This window comes from Pseudomonas sp. LBUM1652, assembly GCF_059716105.1.
Map to the genome: position 1 here is coordinate 1449171 of NZ_CP166804.1, position 21534 is coordinate 1470704.

At 59.9% G+C, this 21534-nt stretch carries 18 protein-coding genes; 13 read left to right on the top strand and 5 right to left on the bottom strand.

Features of this window, described 5'->3' with window-relative positions; all coding sequences use genetic code 11:
• Positions 1-37 precede the first annotated feature (37 nt).
• Both ACA069_RS06490 and ccoM read left to right on the top strand, forming a co-directional pair.
• Positions 38-199: a hypothetical protein gene (locus ACA069_RS06490; RefSeq protein ID WP_187679436.1), complete on the top strand. Its 162-nt coding sequence runs from the start codon at positions 38-40 to the stop codon at positions 197-199.
• A gap of 147 nt (positions 200-346) precedes the next feature.
• On the top strand, positions 347-460 hold the full coding sequence (gene ccoM, locus ACA069_RS06495; RefSeq protein ID WP_003222396.1) for a cytochrome c oxidase subunit CcoM: 114 nt from the start codon (positions 347-349) through the stop codon (positions 458-460).
• Between the two features lie 923 nt (positions 461-1383).
• Here ccoM and ACA069_RS06500 read toward each other — a convergent pair.
• Positions 1384-2859, bottom strand: a complete 1476-nt coding sequence (locus tag ACA069_RS06500) for an inorganic phosphate transporter (protein WP_187679435.1) — start codon at positions 2857-2859, stop codon at positions 1384-1386.
• A 373-nt stretch (positions 2860-3232) separates the two neighbouring features.
• On the bottom strand, positions 3233-3433 hold the full coding sequence (locus ACA069_RS06505) for a hypothetical protein (RefSeq protein ID WP_008080067.1): 201 nt from the start codon (positions 3431-3433) through the stop codon (positions 3233-3235).
• A 653-nt stretch (positions 3434-4086) separates the two neighbouring features.
• Here ACA069_RS06505 and pcaR point away from each other — a divergent pair.
• The 11 genes from pcaR to pcaC all read left to right on the top strand — a co-directional run bounded on the left by pcaR (position 4087) and on the right by pcaC (position 15160).
• On the top strand, positions 4087-4929 hold the full coding sequence (pcaR, locus tag ACA069_RS06510; protein WP_187679434.1) for a pca regulon transcriptional regulator PcaR: 843 nt from the start codon (positions 4087-4089) through the stop codon (positions 4927-4929).
• A gap of 293 nt (positions 4930-5222) precedes the next feature.
• Positions 5223-6569: a 4-hydroxybenzoate transporter PcaK gene (pcaK, locus tag ACA069_RS06515; RefSeq protein ID WP_497616771.1), complete on the top strand. Its 1347-nt coding sequence runs from the start codon at positions 5223-5225 to the stop codon at positions 6567-6569.
• A 264-nt stretch (positions 6570-6833) separates the two neighbouring features.
• On the top strand, positions 6834-7691 hold the full coding sequence (locus tag ACA069_RS06520) for a CoA transferase subunit A (RefSeq protein WP_103307044.1): 858 nt from the start codon (positions 6834-6836) through the stop codon (positions 7689-7691).
• Entirely contained in the window at positions 7691-8470 is a 780-nt protein-coding gene (locus ACA069_RS06525) for a CoA-transferase subunit beta (RefSeq protein WP_187679432.1), read from the top strand. The genes ACA069_RS06520 and ACA069_RS06525 overlap by 1 nt, the downstream gene beginning before the upstream one ends.
• The gene (gene pcaF / locus ACA069_RS06530; protein WP_187679431.1) at positions 8467-9672 is read left to right on the top strand and encodes a 3-oxoadipyl-CoA thiolase; all 1206 of its coding nucleotides are present in this window, start codon (positions 8467-8469) and stop codon (positions 9670-9672) included. The genes ACA069_RS06525 and pcaF overlap by 4 nt, the downstream gene beginning before the upstream one ends.
• A gap of 36 nt (positions 9673-9708) precedes the next feature.
• On the top strand, positions 9709-10413 hold the full coding sequence (pcaH, locus tag ACA069_RS06535) for a protocatechuate 3,4-dioxygenase subunit beta (RefSeq protein ID WP_187679430.1): 705 nt from the start codon (positions 9709-9711) through the stop codon (positions 10411-10413).
• Position 10414: 1 nt separating this feature from the next.
• Positions 10415-10981, top strand: a complete 567-nt coding sequence (pcaG, locus tag ACA069_RS06540; RefSeq protein ID WP_497616772.1) for a protocatechuate 3,4-dioxygenase subunit alpha — start codon at positions 10415-10417, stop codon at positions 10979-10981.
• Between the two features lie 266 nt (positions 10982-11247).
• Entirely contained in the window at positions 11248-12543 is a 1296-nt protein-coding gene (locus ACA069_RS06545; RefSeq protein ID WP_497616774.1) for an MFS family transporter, read from the top strand.
• 46 nt (positions 12544-12589) lie between these two features.
• On the top strand, positions 12590-13954 hold the full coding sequence (locus ACA069_RS06550) for a 3-carboxy-cis,cis-muconate cycloisomerase (RefSeq protein WP_497616775.1): 1365 nt from the start codon (positions 12590-12592) through the stop codon (positions 13952-13954).
• Between the two features lie 11 nt (positions 13955-13965).
• Positions 13966-14757 (top strand): 3-oxoadipate enol-lactonase, encoded by a 792-nt coding sequence (gene pcaD, locus ACA069_RS06555; RefSeq protein ID WP_497616777.1) that lies wholly within the window; start codon positions 13966-13968, stop codon positions 14755-14757.
• A gap of 10 nt (positions 14758-14767) precedes the next feature.
• The gene (pcaC, locus tag ACA069_RS06560; protein WP_187679425.1) at positions 14768-15160 is read left to right on the top strand and encodes a 4-carboxymuconolactone decarboxylase; all 393 of its coding nucleotides are present in this window, start codon (positions 14768-14770) and stop codon (positions 15158-15160) included.
• A 162-nt stretch (positions 15161-15322) separates the two neighbouring features.
• Here the strand turns inward: pcaC and ACA069_RS06565 are convergent, their stop codons facing one another.
• From ACA069_RS06565 to emhB, 3 genes are all read right to left on the bottom strand, one after another.
• Entirely contained in the window at positions 15323-16582 is a 1260-nt protein-coding gene (locus ACA069_RS06565; RefSeq protein WP_489878374.1) for an OprD family porin, read from the bottom strand.
• Positions 16583-16925: 343 nt separating this feature from the next.
• Positions 16926-18386 (bottom strand): efflux RND transporter outer membrane subunit EmhC, encoded by a 1461-nt coding sequence (emhC, locus tag ACA069_RS06570; protein WP_401266156.1) that lies wholly within the window; start codon positions 18384-18386, stop codon positions 16926-16928.
• Positions 18383-21532, bottom strand: coding sequence for an efflux RND transporter permease subunit EmhB (gene emhB / locus ACA069_RS06575; protein ID WP_401266154.1), 3150 nt, complete (start codon positions 21530-21532; stop codon positions 18383-18385). Before emhB ends, emhC begins: the two co-directional genes overlap by 4 nt.
• Positions 21533-21534 lie beyond the last annotated feature (2 nt).

Here is a 21534-nt window from a genome sequence, read left to right on the forward strand (position 1 = left end):
GGCAGTTGTGATTTCCTCAAGTGATGCACCGAACGCCATGAGCCAAGACGACAAACTGATCGACCTCAGTACCGAACGCGCCAAGCGTGTGCATGACCTCAACGAGAAGCGTCTGAACGAAGTGCGCAATGCCTTCGAACAGGCCATGCCGTTGGGAAAAGCCAAGAAAAAGTCGAAAAACAAACCGAAAAAGCGTTGATCTCCCCTGCATCCGTTGATGCAGGTCAGTTATTTTCCCGCCTTTGCTTGCTGTGTTGACCGGACTTGATCCTGGTCAATTTCTGCGCCTGCGTGATTGGTTAACTTAGCTCCATCGCAGCAGAGCAGGGGCCAGGAGGCCACAGTCATGTTTTTCGATAACGTGGTGTTTGCCGGGGTTCTGACGGTTGGGCTCATGGTTCTGTTTTTTGCAGGGTTTGGATTTTTTATCTGGAAGGATGCGAATAAGCGCAAGAAGTAGTTCTTCTGGATTGATGGGCACGCAAGGCATTTTGGGCGACTTCGGTTGCCCTTTTTTTTGCCTGCGCGTTGGGGGTTTTGGGTGAATATCCGTTGCTGCGGTAACGGCCGCTTAGGGTTCCGCCCTTACGGCGGGTCACTTTGGCAAACGCCCCAAAGTAACCAAAGGTCTTTGCCCTGACGTTCGGCCCTCGCTGTGGCTCGGGTTCCTTCGCTCCGGGATTGATCCGGGCGCATCGCTTCCGGTTTGCTTCGCTGCACCTCCTTTCGATGTGTTTGGCTTCGCCAAACGGTCGCTGCGCTCCCACCCCCCGGATCAATCCCTCCACTCAGCCTTCCGACGGGCTCTGAGATCAAAAGCGGTACTCGAGCTAACGCTCATTGTGTTGAGTGGGGCGGCATGCGCCGCGTGTGGGGGGTATTCATATCCTTGTGGGATCGATGGCGGCCTGACAGCCGACCAAGCTCTGGTGGGTGTACTCATTCCTTGTGAGCTTCCGAAGCTGCGATTTTTTGATCTGTTTTGGCTTTGGCTTTGGCTTTGGCTTTGGCTCTTGATGTTGCTTTTGCTCTTTTGCCCCCATCGGCAGGCCGAGCGAAGGTGTTCATCAGGGGGGAGGCGCGCAGCGCCGTGCGGCGAAGCCGCATCCATCGAAAGGAGGTGCAGCGAAGCAAACCGGAAGCGATGCCCCCGGATGGACACCGTAGCGAGGGAACACTGAGCCTTAGCGAAGTGCCGTACGCCGGGGGCAAAGCCTTTTGCTTACTTTTCGGCGTTTGGAAAAGTGAGTCGCTGTAAGAGCGAAACCGCCAGCGGCAACACCCGCAGCAACGGATATGCCCCCAATCCCAAACCCAAACCCAAAATCCAAAAAAAAAGGCGCGATCCTCTCGAATCGCGCCTTTTTCATTTCCAGCTATCTATCAGCTACCCAGCGCCTTCGACGCCAGCCAGAACAACCCGGCCGACAGTGCCACGGTCGCCGGCAGGGTCAGTACCCAGGCCAGCAGGATGGTTTTCACCGTGCCGCCTTGCAGGCCGCTTTTGTTGGCGACCATGGTGCCGGCCACGCCCGAGGAGAGGACGTGGGTGGTGGACACCGGCAGGCTGAAGATGTTGGCCATGCCGATCAGGGTGGCGGTGGTGATCTGCGCCGACATGCCCTGGGAGTAGGTCATGCCTTGCTTGCCGATCTTCTCGCCGATGGTCAGTACCACGCGTTTCCAGCCAACCATGGTGCCCAGGCCCAAGGCCAGTGCAACCGCCAGAATCACCCAGAACGGCGCGTATTCGGTGGTGGTGGTCAGGTCTTTGCGCAGCTTGTCCAGGTCAGCCTTTTCACGGGGTTCCAGGCCAGGCAACTTGCCGACTTTCTTCGCGGTGTCGTCCAGGCACAGCAGGTAGCGACGCACTTCAATGCGGCTTTCCGACGACAGCGAATGGTAGTCCGCTACACCTTTGAGGGTGTGGAGCAGGGCGGAGATGGTCGGTTCAGTCTGCTGCGGGTTGCAGCGGAATTTCTCCGGCAGATCGCCTTCTACGCTCTTGCCCAGGGCCAGGAACTCACCGAGGGAGTCGGCGTTGCGCTGGTAGAACTGGCTCAGATGCAGGGTCGCATCGCGGGTACGTTCGATCTGGTAGGTCGTGCTGTTCAGGTCGAGTACGAACTGCGCAGGGACGATACCGATCAGCACCAGCATGATCAGGCCGATACCTTTCTGACCATCGTTGGAGCCGTGCACGAAGCTGACGGCCATGGCCGAGATCACCAAGACGAGGCGGTTCCAGAACGGCGGGTGCTTCTTGTCGTCGATCTTGCGGCGCTGTTCCGGCGTCTTGTGCATCTTCGACAGCGGCCGCCACCATTTCAGGCCGATCAGTATCAGTGCGGCGATCAGGAAACCAGCCATCGGCGAAAACACCAGCGAGGCGCCGATGTCGATCGCTTTCTGCCAGTTCACGCCGTCGGCCAACGGTATGTCGTTGATCAGGGCGTTGGCCAGGCCAACACCGAGGATCGAGCCGATCAGGGTATGGGAACTGGACGCCGGGATACCGAAGTACCAGGTGCCAAGGTTCCAGGCGATTGCCGCGGCGAGCAACGAGAACACCATCGCCAGGCCATGGCCGGTGTTCACATTGATCAGCAGCTCAACCGGCAGCAAGTGGACAATGGCATACGCCACGCCAACGCCACCCAGCAGCACGCCGAGGAAATTGAACACACCGGAGAAGAACACCGCCAGGTGAGGCGGCATGGCTTTGGTGTAGATAACAGTGGCTACCGCGTTAGCGGTGTCATGAAATCCATTGATGAACTCGAAGGCGAGGACAAACGTCAGGGCGAGCAAGAGGCTCACAAGCACCCAAGCATCCAGTCCGCTGAATAAATCGATCATGAAGGTTTTCTGACCCGGTCGTAAGGGGGCGCGATTATGCCAGAAAAGTCTCGAAATCGATGCCCTCCCTGCTCATCGGTAACATTCTTCTTCGATTTAATTTGTTGCAGCGCGTTAAAACCCAGTGTCACGCAGGGTTTTTCAACCTGTTGATTTTCAATGGAAAAGTATTCGGAAGCGCACCTTTTTCCGTGGAGATCGCGGGCTCAAACGCTTGTCTGAAATATCTTTGAAACCTTTATGTAGCTCCCCATTAGCGTTCATGACGGGGAGATAGCCGCTGCCCGCGGGTAGCGGGCGCGCATGGCATCGTCGATACACCGCGTTTGTAACGGTGCGCACGGCTGCCTTGGAAATGATCAAAACCCGTGGCTCATGGCTCTTCGGCTTTGAGTTCCTTTTCGATCTTTTCAATTTCTTGCTTGAAGACCTGATCCTGAACGGTGGGGCGTTTACGCCATGCCTTGCGTTCCGGTTCTGGCTGAGCGGCGTAGGTGGTGACTTCCCCGCCGTAAACTTCCTTGTAACGTTGTTCCTGGCGCTCAAGTTCCGCGCGCAGTTCGTCTTTCGTCACAGTGCTACCTGTTTGAGTTGAGTTAAATGTCTGGTGAAACGCACGGCAACAAATCGATTGAGCGGGTCCGTCGAGTGCCAATACCTGAACAGGCATTGATGTAATCGGCAGGGCGATCAAGACTTCCATGTTGCAGGCGGGCTACGGCACCAGATTAAAACTGACGTAGCATCAGCTTCCTGTTTCAGCGAGCGCTGGCGTTGCATGAGTCATTTGCGTCAGGCGCTGGCCGGGCTGTCGGCGATGGACATCGCGTCAGCGGGTGGCGACCACGGCAAGTAAAGAACGGCGGTCCCACTGAGGTGCATTATAGCGGTCGATTCGGGAATGACTATCTTTGCCAAGTTAAAAAAGGTTCTGGATGTGTGATCGTTATGTTACTGACAACTTTTATCGGTAGTTGCCTCACGGGCAAACCGTTATTTGCCAAGCGATCTGTTTTTGGCGCCATTAAGTCGAACAACTAAAAACGCTGATTCAGTGTGCGTTCAAAGTTGCGCAAACCGCTCACGCGGCCGAACCTGCGCTGTGTGCTCGATTGCGATTATCGGTCGACGGTTCGATAATCGCCCAATGTTGTTGGCCTTACCCTTGTGCATCTCCCTGTGAGCCGATTGTATAGCCCGTGATCCGAGCCGGATAAAGGACCTGAAATGAACGACCAAATGCGCAACTCCTTCACCTCCGTGGCGCCGCCGATCGTCGCTTCGCCGGCCAAACGGATCCAGGCGCTGACAGGCGATCCGGATTTCATGACCTCGCTGGCCCGTGGCCTGGCGGTGGTGCAGGCATTTCAGGAGCGCAAAAGGCATTTGACCATCGCCCAGATCAGCCACCGCACGGAAATTCCCCGCGCTGCGGTGCGCCGATGCCTGCACACCTTGATCAAACTCGGCTACGCCACCACCGATGGCCGCACGTATTCGCTGCTGCCGAAAGTACTGACCCTTGGCCATGCCTATTTATCCTCGACGCCGTTGGCCGTTTCCGCGCAGCCCTACCTCGACCGCATGAGTGAGCAACTGCACGAAGCTTGCAACATGGCCACGCTTGAGGGCGACGACATTCTCTATATCGCCCGATCGGCGACGACTCAGCGACTGATCTCCGTGGATCTCTCGGTGGGCGGACGTTTGCCGGCCTATTGCACGTCGATGGGGCGGATTCTGCTGGCCGCGCTGGACGACACGACGCTACGCGAATACCTCGATCACGCCGAACTGGTCGCCAAGACCAGCCGCACGATTCACACCCCCGACGCACTGCTCGAATGCCTGCAAGAAGTGCGGCAGCAGGGTTGGTGCATTGTCGATCAGGAACTGGAACAAGGCCTGCGCTCGATTGCCGTGCCGGTCTACGACGCCTCGGGGCAAGTGGTGGCCGCGCTCAACGTCAGCACCCACGCCGGCCGAGTCAGCCGCACCGAGCTGGAGCAGCGCTTTCTGCCGGGCCTGCTCAGTGCCAGCCGCGACCTCAGCGCGCAGTTGTTTGCCTGATGAAGCTGTTCGATAAACGCACAGTGTTGCGTTTATCGAATTGACGCTAAAACCCTCGGATCATTAATGTCGCGGCAGCGTCATCCGGCGCTGAGCGAAAGCGTCAGCCGGACTGCCGACTCCCATAATAATGACAAGAGGCAACTCCCCATGCGCACGTTCCCCGACTGTCGCCGCCCCAGTTCCTGTTGCCGGGTTCCCCGCAACGCCTGATTGCAACCTTCTATTCTTGTCACCGTGCCGCTCCTTGGCCGGTCGCCGTTCGACTGCGTTTTTTGCGTGGAATAAAAACAATGAACCAGCCTCAGTCCGCTGTAGGTAACTGCCTCGACGTGCAGTCCTTTATCAACGCCCAACCGATCTCGCGCTATCAGTGGCGGGTGGTGATCCTGTGTTTCCTGATTGTGTTTCTTGATGGCCTCGACACCGCAGCGATGGGCTTCATTGCCCCGGCGCTGTCGCAGGATTGGGGCATCGACCGCGCCAGCCTTGGCCCGGTGATGAGTGCCGCGCTGATCGGCATGGTCTTCGGCGCACTCGGTTCCGGGCCTCTGGCTGACCGCTTCGGGCGCAAAGTCGTACTGGTTGGCGCGGTTGTGCTGTTCGGCGCTTTCAGCCTGGCATCGGCGTACAGCACCAACGTCGAACAATTGCTGGTGCTGCGCTTTTTGACCGGCCTCGGTCTGGGCGCGGGGATGCCGAACGCGACGACGCTGCTGTCGGAATACACTCCGGAGCGCAAGAAGTCGCTTCTGGTGACCAGCATGTTCTGTGGTTTCAACCTTGGCATGGCCGGTGGCGGGTTCATTTCCGCCAAGTTGATCCCGGCGTTCGGCTGGCACAGCCTGTTGCTGATCGGCGGCATTTTGCCTTTGATCCTCGCCGTGGTGCTGCTGTTCTGGCTGCCGGAATCGGCGCGCTACCTTGTAGTGCGTAACCGTGGCACTGACAAAGTCCGCAAGACACTGGCGCCGATTGATCCGGTGGTGGTCGCGCAGGCTTCGAGTTTCAGCGTTCCGGAACAGAAAACCGTCAAGGCGCGTAACGTGTTCGCAGTGATCTTTTCCGGCACCTACAGCGCCGGCACGCTGCTGTTGTGGCTGACGTACTTCATGGGCCTGGTGATTGTGTACCTGCTGACCAGTTGGCTGCCGACGCTGATGCGTGACAGCGGCGCGAGCATGGAGCAGGCCGCGTTTATCGGCGCATTGTTCCAGTTCGGCGGGGTATTGAGTGCGGTCGGTGTGGGATGGGCGATGGATCGCTTCAATCCGCACAAGGTCATCGGCATTTTCTACCTGCTGGCCGGGGTTTTTGCCTACGCGGTGGGGCAGAGCCTGGGCAACATCACATTGCTGGCGACCTTGGTGTTGGTGGCGGGGATGTGCGTGAACGGTGCGCAATCGGCGATGCCTTCGTTGGCGGCGCGGTTCTATCCGACGCAGGGCCGGGCAACCGGCGTCTCATGGATGCTGGGGATTGGCCGTTTCGGCGCGATTCTCGGCGCGTGGATGGGCGCGACGCTGCTGGGGTTGGGCTGGAATTTCGAGCAGGTGTTGACGGCGCTGGTGATTCCGGCAGCGTTGGCGACCACGGCGGTGGTGATCAAAGGCATGGTGAGTCATGCGGATGCGACTTGATATCGCGCTGTAGATTGAAAAGATCGCAGCCTGCGGCGGCTCCTGAATTGGAATACATACCCCTGTAGAGAGCTGCCGCAGGCTGCGATCTTTTGCAGACAACACACAAAGTTAGGCTGACAACAATCTGTTCGATAAACGAACACTGAGTCGATTATCGGATTGTTTGGCACATTTCCCAGGCTTAATCTGCAGTGACTCCGGCGCTGAACCTCGCGCCTTTTTTATCACTGGCGATCCACTACAAAAACGGGAGCCCGCTCCATGGCTGAGATCCTTTCGCTGCACGACGCGGTGAAGCAATTCGTCAACGACGGCGACACCGTTGCGCTCGAAGGCTTCACTCACCTGATCCCTACGGCAGCGGGTCATGAAATCATTCGTCAGGGCAAGAAAGATCTGACCCTGGTGCGGATGACGCCTGACCTGATCTACGACCAACTGATCGGCGCCGGTTGCGCGCGCAAGCTGATCTTCTCATGGGGTGGCAATCCGGGTGTGGGTTCGCTGCATCGTCTGCGCGATGCCGTCGAGAAACAATGGCCGCACCCGCTGGAAATCGAAGAACACAGCCACGCCGACCTGGCCAATGCCTACGTCGCCGGCGCTTCCGGCTTGCCGTTCGCTGTGCTGCGCGCCTACGCCGGCTCCGACCTGCCGAAGGTCAACCCGCTGATCAAATCCGTCACCTGCCCGTTCACCGGTGAAGTGCTGGCGGCGGTGCCGTCGGTGCGCCCGGACGTCACTGTGATCCACGCGCAGAAAGCCGACCGCCAAGGCAACGTGTTGCTGTGGGGCATTCTCGGCGTGCAGAAAGAAGCCGCACTGGCCGCCAAACGCTGCATCGTTACCGTCGAGGAAATCGTCGACAACCTCAACGCACCGATGAACGCCTGCGTGCTGCCGACCTGGGCCTTGAGCGCGGTCTGTCACGTCCCGGGTGGCGCGCATCCTTCCTACGCCCACGGTTACACCGAGCGTGACAATCGTTTCTATCAGGCGTGGGACCCGATTGCCCGCGACCGTGAGACGTTTACCGCGTGGATCAACGAATACATCCATGGCTGCGCTGATTTCAGCGAGTTCCAGGCCAAGTTGGCCGCTGCTTCGGAGGCCAAGTAATGACTTACACCACTAATGAAATGATGACCGTCGCCGCAGCCCGTCGCCTGAAGAACGGCTCGGTGTGCTTCGTCGGCATCGGCCTGCCGTCGAAAGCCGCCAACCTCGCGCGCCTGACTTCATCGCCGGACGTGGTGCTGATTTACGAATCCGGCCCGATTGGCGCCAAACCAAGCGTACTGCCGCTGTCCATCGGTGACGGCGAGTTGGCGGAAACCGCTGACACCGTCGTGCCGACCGGTGAGATTTTTCGCTATTGGTTGCAGGGCGGACGCATCGACGTCGGTTTTCTCGGCGCGGCGCAGGTCGACCGTTTCGGCAACATCAACACCACTGTGGTCGGCGACTACCATTCGCCGAAAGTGCGTCTGCCGGGAGCCGGCGGAGCGCCGGAGATTGCCGGCTCGGCGAAGAGTGTACTGATCATCCTTAAACAGTCGGCGCGCTCGTTTGTCGACAAGCTCGATTTCATCACCTCGGTCGGCCATGGCGAGGGCGGCGATTCGCGCAAGCGACTGGGCCTGCCGGGCGCCGGTCCGGTCGGCATCATCACCGACCTGTGCATCATGGAACCGGAGGAAGGCACTCACGAATTCGTGGTCACCGCACTGCACCCGGGCGTGACTCGCGAGCAAGTGGTTGCCGCCACCGGTTGGGCGATCCGCTTTGCCGACAACGTTGAACAAACCGCCGAGCCGACCGAGGTCGAGCTGACTGCGTTGCGTGATCTCGAAGCGCGCACCGCTGCGGCGCACGGTCAGGCACCGGGAGAAGCATGATGCGTGACGTTTATATCTGCGATGCGATTCGTACCCCCATCGGCCGTTTCGGCGGTGGTTTGTCCGCCGTTCGCGCCGACGATCTGGCCGCTGTGCCGATCAAGGCGCTGATGGAACGCAACCCGTCGGTGGACTGGAGTGCAATCGACGAGGTGTTCCTCGGCTGCGCCAACCAGGCTGGCGAAGACAACCGCAATGTCGCACGCATGGCGCTGCTGCTGGCAGGTCTGCCGGAAACCGTGCCCGGCGTGACCCTCAATCGCCTCTGCGCTTCGGGCATGGATGCGATCGGCACGGCGTTTCGCGCCATCGCCAGCGGCGAGATGGAGCTGGCGATTGCCGGCGGCGTCGAGTCGATGTCCCGCGCACCGTTCGTGATGGGCAAGGCTGATGCAGCGTTCTCACGCAATATGAAACTGGAAGACACCACCATCGGCTGGCGCTTCATCAACCCGTTGATGAAAGCCCAGTACGGCGTCGACGCGATGCCGCAGACCGCCGACAACGTCGCTGACGATTACGAAGTTTCCCGCGAGGATCAGGACGCTTTCGCCCTGCGCAGTCAGCAACGGACAGCCGCCGCGCAGGCCGCCGGCTACTTCGCTGAAGAAATCGTCGAAGTACGGATCGCCCACAAGAAGGGCGAAACGGTGGTCAGCCAGGATGAACACCCGCGCGCTGACACGACGATCGAAGCGCTGACCAAACTGAAACCGGTCAACGGCCCGGACAAGACTGTCACCGCCGGAAATGCCTCGGGCGTGAACGACGGCGCCGCCGCGCTGATTCTGGCCTCGGCCGAAGCCGTGAAAAAACACGGTTTGACCGCCCGCGCCAAAGTGCTGGGCATGGCCAGTGCCGGTGTCGCGCCACGGGTAATGGGCATCGGCCCGGTGCCAGCGGTGCGTAAACTGATCGAGCGTCTAGGTGTGGCGGTCAGCGATTTCGATGTGATCGAACTCAACGAAGCGTTTGCCAGCCAGGGTTTGGCGGTGCTGCGTGAACTCGGCTTGGCGGACGACGCCGCGCAGGTCAACCCGAATGGCGGCGCGATTGCCTTGGGTCACCCGTTGGGCATGAGCGGTGCGCGCCTGGTGCTGACCGCGCTGCATCAGCTGGAAAAGACCGGTGGCAAGAAAGGTCTGGCGACCATGTGCGTCGGTGTCGGCCAAGGACTTGCCTTGGCCATCGAACGCGTCTGACGCAAGCCGTGACGAATAAGAACAGAGGAAAGCGAAATGACTGACAAGCCTGGCTACCGTCGTCCGCAGGAAGGCACCCAGCCTGAGTACCTGCACCCGACGTATCAATCCACCAATTTGCGCTCGCCCTCCAAGCCGTTGGTGTTTCTGCCCCACTCGCTGTCGGAAATCACCGGCCCGACCATCGGCGCCGAGCGTGTGGCCGAAAAGGACAACGACCTGACCGCCCAGCATGACGGCGAACCACAGGGCGAGCGGATCATCATCCACGGCCGTGTGCTCGACGAAAACGGCTTGCCGGTGCCGGGGATTCTCGTAGAAATCTGGCAGGCCAACGCCGCCGGCCGCTACAACCACCCGCGCGACCTGCACGACGCGCCGCTGGACCCGAACTTCACCGGCACCGGTCGCACCGTGACCGACGCCGATGGCTGGTATCAGTTCCAGACCATCAAGCCCGGCGCCTATCCGTGGGGTAACCACCACAACGCCTGGCGCCCGGCGCACATCCATTTCTCGCTGTTCGGGCCGAGCATACTGACCCGCTTGGTGACGCAGATGTATTTCCCCGGCGACCCGTTGCTGGCCTACGACCCGATCTACAACTGCGTACCGGATACGTCCGCCAAGGAACGCCTGATCGCTGCTTTCGATCTGGAAAAAACCATTCCGTCCTACGCCCTCGGTTACCGTTGGGACATCGTGCTGCGCGGCCGTGATGCCACGCCGATGGAGAAATAAGATGACCCTGAATGCGACCACGTCCCACACCGTCGGGCCTTACTACCACATCGGTCTGACCTGGCTGAACCGTGAAAATCTCGCCAATGAACTGACCCTCGGCGAGCGTGTGGCGATCACCGGACAAGTCGTCGATGGCAACGGCGATGTGGTTAATGACGCCATGCTCGAAGTCTGGCAAGCCAACGCCGCCGGCAAATACGACCATCCGGAAGACGAGCAGGACAAACCGTTGGACCCGCACTTCGAAGGTTTTGGTCGGGTGCCGGTGGATGCCGAAGGGCGTTTTCGGTTCACCACGATCAAGCCAGGCACGGTCGAGGGTTTGAAGGGCTCGACCCAGGCGCCGCATCTGGTGGTGTTGGTGTTTGCTCGCGGGTTGGTGAAGCACTTGTTGACGCGGATCTATTTTGACGGCGAGCCGGCGAACGTGAATGACTCGCTGCTGGAATGTGTGCCGGCCGAGCGCCGCACGACGTTGCTGGCAAAGCCCGATGCGTCGGGTGTGTACCAGTGGAATGTGATTCTGCAGGGCAAAGATGCCGAGACGGTGTTCTTCGATTATTGAAAGAACACCGCTATTCCAGTGGAGTGAGTTTTGTGGTGAGGGGATTTATCCCCGACCGAGTGCGCAGCACTCGCAAAACCCCAGAGCGCGGTAAATCTATTGCACCGTGATCGCCGGTCTTGGGGCTGCTTCGCAGCCCATCGGGGATAAATCCCCTCGCCACAAAGCCCGCTTTCATAGGCGTGGCCTGTGTTGCCGAGCCAATGTGGAACGGGACTGTTGCAAAGTGTGTCTAGACTCTCACTGTCCCTATCGAGTGAAAAACAATGACAACCACCACAGCCCATTACACCGGCGAAGAGCGTAGCAAGCGCATCTTCGCCATTGTCGGCGCTTCGTCCGGCAACCTCGTCGAATGGTTCGACTTCTACGTCTACGCCTTCTGCGCGATCTATTTTGCCCCGGCGTTTTTCCCTTCCGACAACCCGACGGTACAACTGGTCAACACCGCCGGTGTGTTCGCTGCCGGGTTTCTGATGCGACCGATTGGTGGCTGGATCTTCGGGCGCGTGGCGGATAAGCACGGGCGCAAGAACTCGATGCTGATCTCGATTCTGATGATGTGCTTCGGCTCATTGCTGATCGCCTGTCTGCCGACCTACAAGGACATCGGCGTCTGGGCGCCGGTGCTGTTGCTGTTCGCGCGTCTGCTGCAAGGTTTGTCGGTGGGTGGCGAATATGGCACCACCGCGACTTACATGAGTGAAGTTGCGCTCAAGGGCCAGCGCGGGTTCTTTGCCTCGTTCCAGTACGTGACGTTGATTGGCGGGCAATTGCTGGCGGTGTCCCTGGTGGTGGTGCTTCAGCAGTTCCTCACCGAAGATGACCTGCGCGCCTACGGCTGGCGGATTCCGTTCGTGGTCGGTGCGGTGGCGGCGTTGATTTCGCTGTTCCTGCGTCGTTCGCTGAAAGAAACCACCAGCAAAGAAATGCGCGAGAACAAGGACGCCGGCAGCATCCGTGCGCTGTTTCGCGATCACAAAGCCGCGTTTATCACTGTGCTGGGTTATACCGCCGGTGGCTCGCTGATTTTCTACACCTTCACCACGTACATGCAGAAATATCTGGTGAACACTGCCGGCATGCACGCCAAGACCGCCAGCTACATCATGACCGGCGCGCTGTTCTTGTATATGTGCATGCAACCGCTGTTCGGCATGCTTGCCGACAAAATTGGCCGACGTAACTCGATGCTCTGGTTCGGCGCGCTCGGTACGCTGTTCACCGTGCCGATCCTGCTCAGCCTGAAGGGCGTCAGCAGTCCGTTTCTGGCTTTTGTACTGATCACCATTGCGCTGGCCATTGTCAGTTTCTACACCTCGATCAGCGGCCTGGTGAAAGCCGAAATGTTTCCGCCGGAAGTCCGCGCCCTTGGCGTGGGCCTGGCGTATGCGGTGGCCAACGCGATCTTCGGTGGGTCGGCGGAATTCGTTGCCCTGAGCCTGAAGGCCGGCGGCATGGAAAACGCCTTTTACTGGTACGTCACGCTGATGATGGCGGTGGCACTCCTGTTCAGTCTGCGTCTGCCGAAACAGGCGAAATATTTGCACCACGATCTCTAAACCGATGCGCGCGGGCCGCCATGGCCCGCGCCGGCAAGGACTGTTTATGACTCAGCGACCGGGCAATCAATTGTTTGATGCCTACTTCACTGCCCGCGATATGCGCGAGGTGTTCTGCGATCAGGGCCGCGTCCAGGCAATGCTCGACTTCGAAGCAGCGCTGGCCCGGGCCGAGGCTCGGGTCGGACTGATTCCAGCGTCCGCTGTCGTTCCGATAGCCAACGCGTGCAGCGCTGAGCTGTACGACTTCGCGGCGCTGGGCGAGGCAATTGCCACAGCCGGTAATTCGGCCATTCCGCTGGTCAAGGCGCTGGGCAAGCAGATTGCTGCCACCGATGCCGAGGCCGAGCGTTATGTGCATTTGGGCGCAACCAGTCAGGATGTGATGGATTCCGGGCTGGTTCTGCAATTGCGTCAGGCGCTGGGTTTGATCGAAGGGGAATTGGCGCAACTCGCCGATTCACTCGCCGCTCAAGCGCAGCGTCATGCGGCTACGCCGCTGGCCGGGCGCACCTGGTTGCAACACGCGACACCGGTGACCCTAGGCATGAAAATCGCCGGATGGCTGGGGGCCGTGACTCGCAGCCGTCAGCGTCTGCGCGAACTCAAGCCGCGTCTGCTGGTGCTGCAATTCGGCGGCGCATCGGGCACCCTCGCGGCGCTGGGCGAGCAGGCATTGCCGATCGCTCAGGCCTTGGCTGAGGAACTGCAACTGACCCTGCCGGAACAGCCATGGCACACCCAGCGTGATCGCATCGTCGAGTTTGGCGCGGCGCTTGGTTTGATCGCCGGGAGCCTCGGTAAGCTCGGTCGCGACATCAGTTTGTTGATGCAGACCGAAGCGGCGGAAGTCTTCGAACCGTCGGCACCGGGCAAGGGCGGTTCCTCGACCATGCCGCACAAACGTAATCCGGTGGGCGCGGCGGTCTTGATCGGCGCGGCGACGCGCATGCCGGGGCTGGTGTCGACATTGTTCAGTGCCATGCCACAAGAGCACGAACGCAGCCTCGGCTTGTGGCATGCCGAATGGGAAACCCTGCCGGAAATCTGCTGCCTCGTTTCGGGATCGCTGCAACAGGCGCGATTATTGGCCGACGGTTTGGAAGTCGACGCCGCACGCATGGCGCGCAATCTCGAATTGACCCAAGGGTTGGTGCTGGCCGAAGCAGTGAGCATCGTCCTCGCGCAACGGGTCGGCCGCGACACCGCGCATCATCTGCTCGAACAATGCTGCAAACGTGCGGTGGCCGAAAAGCGCCACTTGCGTGCCGTGCTCGGTGACGAGCCGAAAGTCACCGCCGAGCTTAGCGCCGCTGAACTGGATCATCTTTTGAACCCCGCCCATTACCTCGGCCAGGCGCAAGTCTGGGTCGAGCGAGTGGTGGCCGAACACAACGCGTTGACTGTCTGAAGGAGAGGGCTGTGGCTTTCGTTCAACTCGCCGATGGCGAACTGCACTATCAATTGGAAGGCCCGGTCGATGCGCCGGTGCTGGTGCTGTCCAACTCGCTGGGCACCGATCTGCACATGTGGGACGCGCAAATGCCGGCGTTTACCGAACACTTTCGCGTGCTGCGTTTCGACACCCGTGGCCACGGCCAATCGCTGGTGACGCCGGGGCCTTACAGCATCGAGCAATTGGGCCATGACGTGCTTGGCTTGCTGGATGCGCTGCACATCGAGCGCGCGCATTTTTGCGGATTGTCGATGGGCGGCTTGATCGGACAGTGGCTGGGGATCAATGCCGGCGAGCGTCTGAACAAGCTGATTGTGTGCAACACCGCAGCGAAAATCGGCGATCCATCGGTGTGGAACCCGCGCATTGAAACCGTACTGCGCGACGGCGCGGCAGCCATGGTTGCCCTGCGTGACGCGTCGATTGCGCGTTGGTTTACGCCGGATTTTTCGCAGGCTCATCCGGCCGCGGCCAAGCAGATTACCGACATGCTCGCGGCTACTCATCCTGAAGGCTACGCGGCCAATTGCGCGGCGGTACGTGATGCGGATTTCCGCGAGCAGTTGTCCTCGATCAATGTGCCGCTGCTGGTGATTGCCGGCACTGAAGATGCGGTGACACCGCCGTCCGGCGGGCATTTCATTCAGGAGCATGTGCGCGGCGCCGAGTATGCCGAGTTCTATGCGGCGCATTTGTCCAACGTGCAAGCCGGCGCTGATTTCAGTGATCGCGTGTTGGCGTTTTTGCAGGCTAAGTGAGGAAGTTTTTGTGGACGAGAAACAACGTTACGACGATGGCATGCAGGTACGCCGCGCGGTGTTGGGCGATGCCCATGTCGATCGCAGCCTGACCACGCTGACCGAGTTCAACTCGGAATTCCAGGAGATGATCACCCGCCACGCCTGGGGCGATATCTGGACACGCCCGGGTTTGCCTCGGCATACCCGCAGCCTGATCACCATCGCCATGCTGATCGGCATGAACCGCGAAGGTGAGCTGAAACTTCATTTGCGCGCCGCCGCCAATAACGGCGTGAGCCGGAGCGAGATCAAGGAAGTGATCATGCAGAGCGCGATCTATTGCGGGATTCCGGCGGCGAATGCGACGTTCCATCTGGCCGAATCGGTGTGGGATGAGTTGGGGGTTGAATCCCGGGAGTGATAGTGCCTGAGCTCACGCCATCGCTGGCAAGCCAGACAATGGCTATTCTGCGTATACCAACTTTCCCTGTAGGAGCTGCCGCAGGCTGCGATCTTTTGATTTGTTTTTAAGATCAAGATCAAAAGATCGCAGCCTGCGGCAGCTCCTACAGAGGACTTGGGTTTACAGCAAGCTGATCGGATAGCTGACGATCAAGCGGTTCTCATCGAACTCGTTGTTGCTGAAATCGCGGCGCATGGTCGAGTTGCGCCATTTGACGTTCAAGTCCTTGAGCGCGCCGCTTTGCACGGTGTAGCCCAGTTCCGATTCGCGTCCCCATTCCTTGCCGTCGGTGATGGTCCCGGTGTGCACGTTGTCGCCGCTGATGTAGCGGTTCATCAAGGTCAGGCCGGGAATGCCGAGGGCGACAAAGTTGTAGTCGTGACGCACCTGCCATGAGCGTTCCTGCGCATTGTCGTAACTGGCGTTGTAACTGTCGTTGGCCAGGGTGCCACCGCTGGTGCCGTTGACCCGCATCCACGCGCTGTCGCCGGTGAGTTTCTGCAGGCCGACGTAGAAGGTGTTGCCGCCGTATCGGGCCGAGAACATTCCCGACCAGGTTTTGTTGTCCAGATCACCGGCGCGGGCGCTGCCGTCATCCTTGCCGTAGAAAAAGCCGAGGTTGGCGCCTAGCGTCCAGTCGCCGAGTGGCTGGCTGTGGATCAGGTTGACGTACTGCTGGCTGTAAATGTCCTTGAGTTCGGCGTTCCACAGACCGATCTGCGTGCGTTTTTCGTTGAACACATATTCGCCGCCCTGAAAGTTAAAGCGATCGGAGGTAAACGCGGCTTTGCCGGTCATCGACATGTCGCTCATGCTGCTGTCGTCGCGCGGGCTGTTGGCGCGGAACTGGCCGCCGTAAAGGGTCAGGCCGTCGATTTCCTTCGAGGTGATCTGGCCGCCACGAAAGGTTTGCGGCAGCGAGCGACCGTCGTCCGAACGCAGGATCGGCAGTACCGGCATCCACTCGCCGACCTTCAATTCGGTCTGCGACAGCTTGGCCTTGAACGCAACGTTGGTACGGCCGAAATTGTCTGCCGGGCGGCCATCGTGATCCAGCGGCAGCAACTGGGTGCCGCCGGTGCCTTTGCCGCCATCGAGCTTCACCGAATACAAACCGAGTACGTCCATGCCGAACCCAACGGTGCCTTGGGTGAAGCCGGATTTTGCGTCGAGGATGAAGCTCTGCGTCCACTCTTCAGCCTTGCCCTGGGCCTTGGTCGGGTTGGTGAAGTTGCGGTTGATGTAGAAGTTGCGCAGGTTCAGATTGACCTTGGCGCCCTCGACAAACCCGGCTTCTTCAGCCGCGGCGGGCAGGGCGACGCCGGCCAGTGCAAGCGCGATCAGGCTGGGTAATGCGTACGGCGCAGTGGGATGTGTCATTGCAGATTCTCTTTTTGTTTTTTTGAGTCGAACGGGATCCGTTGCCGCCGCTTTCGGGGGCAAACATGAAGTTGCAGATTCGGGGATAAAGCGGCGGCGATCAGCCGGACAGGGCAGGGCGCGGGGGCATGGTGTCGAACCTGTTGTTATTGGTTTTGTGAAGCGAATGGTGCGGGGCGCGGAGGCGGGGTTTCAATCGGGGAAAGCGGGTTTTGGGCGATTATCGAACGCAAGATTGAGCCGGGTTTTGTGGTGACGCGAAGGGGGCAGCCCAGGCAACATCACTTTCTGGTAGACAACAAAAAGCCCACCAAACGGTGGGCTCCTTGTGTTCACCCGATAATCAGAACAACTTCATCTTCGGTGCTTCTTCTTTCAGCGGTTCGTTCTGCGCGGTTTGCGCATTCCAGCCCCCCCCCAGGGCCTTGTACAGGTTGACCGCACTGGTCAGCTGCGCGAGGCGGTCGGTGATCAGCGCTTGTTGGGCGCTGAACAGCTGACGCTGGGCATCGAGGAAGGTCAGGTTGCTGTCGACGCCGATACGATAGCGACGTTCGGCCAGGCGGTAGTAATCCTGGTTGGCCTGCACAAAGTCACGCTGTGCCTGCAACTGCTCTGTGTAGGTCTGGCGCGCGGCCAGGCCGTCGGCGACTTCCTGAAAGCCGGTTTGAATCGCCTTCTCGTAGTTCGCCACGCCGATGTCCTTCTGGATCTTGGCGTAGTCGAGGCTGGCGCGCAGGCTGCCGGCGTTGAAGATCGGCAGGTTGATCTGCGGCTGGAACAGCCACGTCCCCGAACCACCCTTGAACAGACCGGAGAGGTCCGGGCTCAGGCTGCCCGCGTTGGCGGTCAGGCTGATGCTCGGGAAGAACGCTGCACGGGCTGCGCCGATGTTGGCGTTGGCGGCCTTCAGGTTGTACTCGGCTTGCAGGATGTCCGGACGACGTTGCAGCAGATCCGATGGCAGACCGGCCGGCACGTCGCTGAGCAGGTCGTCAGACAGCGGTTTGGCCGCTTGCAGATTGGCCGGGATACCGGTGCCGAGCAGCAAGGTCAGGCTGTTTTCATCCTGAGCCACCTGACGGGTATAACGCGCCAGTTGAGCACGAGCGTTTTCAACCGAGGTACGCGACTGCGCCAGGTCCAGTGCCGACGCGACACCGACTTCATTGCTGCGGCTGGTCAACTTGTAGCTTTCTTCGAAGGCACCGAGGGTGTCCTGAGTCAGCTTGAGCAGTTCCTTGTCCGCCTGCCAGGTCAAGTAGGCATTGGCGACGCTGGCAACCAGACTGATCTGGGTGCTGCGGCGTGCTTCTTCAGTGGCGAAGTATTGTTGCAGCGCTTGTTCGCTCAGGCTGCGAACCCGACCGAACAGATCGAGTTCGTAGGCACTGATGCCGACAGTGGCGGAGTAGGAGCTGGTGATGCCCGCTTCACCGGTCTGCGAGGCACGCGCCGGCACCCGCTGACGGCTGCCGCTGGCATTGGCTGAAACTGCCGGGAACAGGTCGGCGCGCTGGATGCGGTATTGAGCCGCGTAGGCGTCGATGTTCAGTGCCGCGACGCGCAGGTCGCGGTTGTTTTCCAGCGAAACCTGGATCAGCTGTTGCAGGGCAGGGTCATGGAAAAACTGCTTCCAGCCCTGCTCGGCAGCGGCCTGCGCCGGTGCCTGGGCCGGCGAGTACGCCGGCCCTTGCGGGTACTGGCCTGCGACCGGAGCCTCGGGCTGCTGATAATCAGGTATCAGCGAGCAACCGCTCAGCACGAAGGCGGCGACTGCGATGGAGAGTAGCGACTTGCTCATTGGCCAGCCTCTTTAGGAGTTTCTTTGGTGTCATCCTGGTCGGCGTTTTTGCGCTGGCCTATGGACGACACAGTGACGAAGAACAGTGGGACCCAGAAGATCGCCAGGATTGTGGCCGTGAGCATACCGCCAATTACGCCAGTACCGATCGCATGTTGACTGCCTGAGCCGGCGCCCGTGGAGATCGCCAACGGTACAACACCGAGTACGAAGGCCAGCGACGTCATGATGATCGGTCGCAGACGCATGCGGCACGCTTCAATCGCCGCATCGCGCAGACTGCGCCCTTGCTCGTGCAGCTCTTTGGCGAATTCGACGATCAGAATGGCGTTTTTAGCCGCAAGACCGATGGTCGTCAACAGGCCCACCTGGAAGTACACGTCGTTGGACAGACCGCGCAGGCTGGTGGCCATCAGCGCACCGATGATCCCCAACGGCACCACGAGCATGACCGCGATCGGAATCGACCAGCTTTCATACAGCGCCGCCAGACACAGGAACACCATCAGCAGCGACAGGGCGTACAGCGCAGGCGCTTGCGAGCCGGACAGACGTTCCTCATAGGACAGACCCGTCCAGGAGATACCGACACCGGCCGGCAACTTCTTGGCAATCGCTTCGACTTCGGCCATCGCATCACCGGTGGAATAACCCGGTGCCGGAGAACCGAGCACCTCCATCGCTTCCACGCCGTTATATCGGGCCAGTTTCGGCGAACCGTAGATCCACTCGCCCTTGGCGAAAGCGGAGAACGGCACCATGGTCCCGGCGCTGTTGCGCACGTACCATTTCTTCAGGTCTTCAGGGCTCATGCGAGCACCGGCCTGACCTTGCACGTAAACCTTCTTCACCCGACCACGGTCGATGAAGTCGTTGACGTAGCTACTACCGAAGGAGATCGACAGGGTGCTGTTGATGTCGGAGAGGCTCAAGCCAAGGGCCTGGGCTTTCTCGTCGTCGATTTCCAGATGGTATTGCGGTTCGTCGTTCAGGCCGTTCGGACGCACCTGGTAGAGCACCTTGCTCTGTGCCGCCAGGCCGAGGAACTGGTTACGTGCTTCCATCAGTTTTTCGTGACCGATACCGGCACGGTCTTGCAGGAACACGTCGAAACCGGTGGCGTTACCCAACTCCAGTACCGCAGGCGGGGCGAAAGCAAACACCATCGCATCGCGGAAGCTGAAGAAGTGTTGCTGGGCACGCTGTGCGAGTGCGAACACGCTGTTGTTTGCGTCACGCTCGCCCCAAGGCTTGAGCATGATGAACGCCAGACCGGAACTCTGACCACGACCGGCAAAGTTGAAGCCGTTCACGGTGAACACCGAGGACACCGCACCCGCTTCTTTATCCAGCAGGTAGGTACGCATCTCGTCGATCACGACTTGAGTACGTTCGGCACTGGAGCCGGCCGGGGTTTGTACCTGAGCGAACAGTACGCCCTGATCTTCTTCCGGCAGGAACGCGGTTGGGATGCGGGTGAACAGCCAAATCATGCCGACGACGATCAGCAAGTACGCCAGCAGGTACGGGGCCTTGCGCTGCAGCATATTGCCGACACCGCGCTCATAACTTCTGACGCCACGGTCGAAATTGCGGTTGAACCAGCCGAAGAAGCCTTTTTTCGGCGTACCGTGCTCACCTTTCGCAATGGGCTTGAGCATGGTGGCGCACAGCGCCGGGGTGAAAATCAGTGCAACCAGTACCGACAGGGCCATGGCCGAGACGATGGTGATCGAGAACTGCTTGTAGATCACACCGGTGGAACCGCTGAAGAACGCCATCGGCAGCAGTACCGCCGACAGAACCAGGGCGATACCGACCAGTGCGCCCTGGATCTGGCCCATGGACTTCTTGGTCGCTTCCTTCGGTGACAGGCCTTCTTCGGCCATCACCCGCTCGACGTTTTCCACCACGACGATGGCGTCGTCCACCAGCAAGCCGATGGCCAGCACCATACCGAACATGGTCAGGGTGTTGATGCTGAAACCGGCGGCGGCGAGGATGCCGAACGTACCCAGCAATACCACTGGTACGGTCATCGTGGTGATGACGGTGGCGCGGAAATTCTGCAGGAACAGGAACATCACCAGGAACACCAGCACGATCGCTTCGACCAGGGTTTCAATCACACCCTTGATCGATTCGGTCACCACCGGCGTGGTGTCATATGGGAACACCACTTCCATGCCTTGCGGGAAGAACGGCTTGAGATCGTCAATCGTCTTGCGCAGCGCTTTGGCGGTGTCGAGGGCGTTGGCACCGTTGGCCAGTTTCACCGCCAGACCGGAAGCCGGACTGCCGTTGAACTGAGCAGAAATGCTGGAGTTTTCACCACCCAAGCCCACGTCAGCGACATCGCCGACACGTACTTGCGAACCGTCCTGGTTGACCTTCAGCAGGATCGCCTTGAACTGCTCGGCCGTTTGCAGACGGGTCTTGCCGATGATGGTGGCGTTCAGTTGCTGGCCAGGCAGCGCTGGCAAACCGCCGAGTTGACCGGAGGAAACTTGAACGTTCTGCGCCGAGATCGCGGTGCTCACGTCAGACGGGGTCAGGTTGTACTTGTTCAACTTGGCCGGGTCGAGCCAGATGCGCATCGCGTACTGGGCACCGAAGACCTGGAAGTCACCGACACCGGCAGTCCGCGAGATCGGATCCTGCATGTTCGACACGATGTAGTTGGACAGGTCGTCCTTGTTCATGCTGCCGTCACGCGAGACCACGCCGATCACCAGAAGGAAGTTTTTCACTGCCTTGGTCACGCGGATACCTTGTTGCTGCACTTCCTGCGGCAACAGCGGGGTGGCCAGGTTCAGCTTGTTCTGAACCTGCACCTGCGCGGTGTCGGAGTTGGTGCCTTGCTCGAAGGTCGCGGTGATGGTCATGCTGCCGTCGGAGTTACTTTCCGACGACACATAACGCAGGTTGTCGATACCGTTGAGTTGCTGCTCGATCACCTGAACCACGGTGTCCTGCACGGTTTGCGCCGAAGCGCCCGGGTAGGTCACGGAGATCGCAATGGCCGGTGGCGCAATGCTCGGGTATTGGTTGATCGGCAACTTGAGGATCGATAGAGCCCCGACCAGCATGATCACCAGCGCTATTACCCAGGCGAAAATCGGACGGTCGATAAAAAATTTCGACATGA